Here is a 2,407-nt window from a genome sequence, read left to right as displayed (position 1 = left end):
GTCGAGGCCGCCCTCGGGGGCGAACGACGGGCCGGGGGCGAGCAGGACCCCGTGCCGCTCGGCCTCCGCCGACAGGGCGGTGGCTCCGGCTCCGGGGAGGCGGCACCACAGCGCCATGCCGCCGGACGGCTTGCGGAAGGTCCACTCGGGGAGCTCGCGGCCCAGCGCCGCGACGAGGGCGTCGCGCTGCTCGCGCAGCCGCAGCCGGTGGGCGGCGAGCACGGCGTCGAAGTCACCGGTGAGCAGCCGGGTCAGGACCAGCTGCTCCATGATCGGAGCGCCGAGGTCCAGGCCGACCCGCGCCCGGGTGAGCTGGTCGACGAGGCCGTGCGGAGCGCGGATCCAGCCGAGCCGGAGCCCGCCCCAGATGCTCTTGCTGGCGCTGCCGACCGTCACCGCGTCCGAGGAGTACGACGCGAACGGCTGCTGGGCCGGGTCCCCGTCGAGCCGGAGCGTGTGGTGCGCCTCGTCGACGACCGCGGTGGCGCCGTGCTTCGCCAGCAGCCGTGCGTACGTCGCCCGGTCCTCGTCGGACATCACGAGCCCGGTCGGGTTGTGGTGGTCGGGCATGACGTGGACGAGCCGGGGCGTACGCCGGGCGAGCACCTGGGCGACCGCCTCGAGGTCCCACCCGTCAGGGTCGAGCGTGATGGTCACGAGCCGCCCACCGCCGGTCCGCAGCGCCTGCACGGCGTTGGGGTAGGTCGGCGACTCCATGAGGACCCGGTCGCGCGACCCGGCGAGCGCGCTTCCGACGACGGCGCTCGCCGCGAGCGCGCCGGCCGTGACGATGATCTGCTCCGGCGCGGTCGGCAGGCCGCGGTCGTCGTACGACGCGGCGATGGCGGCCTGGAGGTCCGGCATCCCGGCGGGGTAGTAGCCGTGGCCGCCGAGGTGGGCGGGGAGGTCGGCGGCGGCCTCGGCGTAGGCGGCGGCGATCCCCGGCGGCGCGGTCGCGGCCGCGCAGACCAGGTCGATGTAGCCAGGGGTCACGTCGGTGGGCCAGAGCGCCCGGTCGTAGGCGCGGGTGGGTCCGCCGGGCAGCCGGGTGAACGTGCCCGAGCCGTGCCGCGCCTCGGCGAACCCGGAGTCGCGCAGGACGGCGTAGGCCCGGGTGACGGTGGTGCGTGAGACGCCGAGCTCGGTAGTGAGGTCCCGCTCGCTGGGGAGCCGGGTGCCGTAGCCGATCCGGCCGTCGCCGACGAGCTCGCGCAGCGCGTCGGCGAGTCCGACGTAGGCGGGGGAGCGGTCGAAGGTCCCGACCAGCGTGGCCACGCGAGCGGCCGAAATGGACTGCGACATGCAGTCCAGTAGATCACAAGTGGCTATTTCATAAAAGGCCACTCGTCATGATCATTGATGTATGACGACCATGACCTCCACCGTCCCGGCCCGGGCGCTCGTCGATCTGGGCCCGATCGCCCAGCTCCGCGCCGGCCGGCTAGGACGACGGCTCCCGCAGCTCGTCGTCGGTCTGGTCCTGTACGGCGTCAGCCTGGGGCTGATGGTGCGCGGCAACGTCGGCCTCGCCCCCTGGGACGTCCTCCACTCCGGCCTCATCCGCCACGTGCCGATCACGCTGGGCCAGGCCGTCGTGCTGATGAGCTTCGTGGTCCTGGTCCTGTGGATCCCGCTGCGCGAGCAGCCCGGGATCGGCACCATCGCCAACGCCCTGCTCGTCGGGCTCTCGGCCGACGCGACCCTGTGGCTGCTCGACGAGCCGTCCGTCCTCGCCGGCCGGATCGCCCTCATGGTCGGCGGCGTCGTCCTCTGCGGTCTCGCGTCCGGCCTCTACATCGGCGCCCAGCTCGGCCGCGGCCCGCGCGACGGGCTGATGACCGGCCTGCACCGCCGGACCGGCGTCTCGCTGCGCCTGGTCCGCACCCTGCTCGAGGTCGCGGTCGTCCTCGTCGGGCTCCTGCTCGGCGGGGTCCTCGGTGCCGGGACCGTCGTCTACGCCCTGACGATCGGCCCGCTCACCCAGCTGTTCCTGCCCCTGTTCACCGTCGACCTCCCCGCGAGGAGCACGCCATGACCCTGTTCCTGCTGCTGATCGCGATCCTCGCCGTCGCCGGGGTCGTCGCCAGCCTGCGCGAGCTCGGGCTCGACCGACCGCGCGAGATCCCGCGCTCCCACCCCGTCGACCGTGCCTCAGGCCCCCCGGCCCGGTTCCTGGGCTAACGGCGTACCCGGACCGATCCGTCCCCGCGGCCCCGGCGGTAGAAGTCGTCGCGGACGTAGGTGATCCGCACGTCCCACCGGCCCCGGTCGAGCCGCGGCAGCACGATCGTGGAGAGACCGTCGACCACCGCTCCGGAGACCCGCTTGACCGTGCCGTCGTGCTCCAGTCGGAGCTTGGCGCGTCCGTCGGCGGCTTCGAGCCCGGCGTCGGTACCGACGGTGGCCG

At 74.1% G+C, this 2,407-nt stretch carries 4 protein-coding genes; 2 read left to right on the top strand and 2 right to left on the bottom strand.

Annotation, left to right across the window (positions count from 1 at the left end; translation table 11 throughout):
* Positions 1–1,302: MocR-like transcription factor YczR (yczR, locus tag H0487_RS22460; protein WP_183096416.1), on the bottom strand; the 1,302-nt coding region annotated here is incomplete at its 3' end.
* Positions 1,303–1,363: 61 nt separating this feature from the next.
* Between yczR and yczE the strand changes: the two genes are divergently transcribed.
* Positions 1,364–2,035 carry a membrane protein YczE gene (gene yczE / locus H0487_RS22455; RefSeq protein WP_220793703.1) on the top strand — a complete coding sequence of 224 codons (672 nt, stop codon included), beginning with the start codon at positions 1,364–1,366 and terminating at the stop codon, positions 2,033–2,035.
* Complete coding sequence (locus H0487_RS22450) at positions 2,032–2,181, top strand: hypothetical protein (RefSeq protein WP_183096415.1); 150 nt, start codon at positions 2,032–2,034, stop codon at positions 2,179–2,181. The genes yczE and H0487_RS22450 overlap by 4 nt, the downstream gene beginning before the upstream one ends.
* On the opposite strand, the gene H0487_RS22445 is transcribed toward H0487_RS22450, so the two are convergent.
* On the bottom strand, positions 2,178–2,407 hold a 230-nt coding region (locus H0487_RS22445), incomplete at its 5' end, for a hypothetical protein (protein WP_183096414.1). The two genes, H0487_RS22450 and H0487_RS22445, sit on opposite strands and share 4 nt — an antisense overlap.

It is taken from the genome of Nocardioides stalactiti, assembly GCF_014180715.1.
Taxonomy (GTDB): Bacteria; Actinomycetota; Actinomycetes; order Propionibacteriales; family Nocardioidaceae; genus Nocardioides; species Nocardioides stalactiti.
The sequence above is the reverse complement of the archived record's forward strand: the minus strand, read 5'-3'. Positions and strand labels throughout refer to the sequence as shown.

Coding starts and splice junctions, on each gene's coding strand:
- yczE (WP_220793703.1), top strand. CDS start 1,364: ATGACGACCATGACCTCCACCGTCCCGGCCCGGGCGCTCGTCGATCTG.
- H0487_RS22450 (WP_183096415.1), top strand. CDS start 2,032: ATGACCCTGTTCCTGCTGCTGATCGCGATCCTCGCCGTCGCCGGGGTC.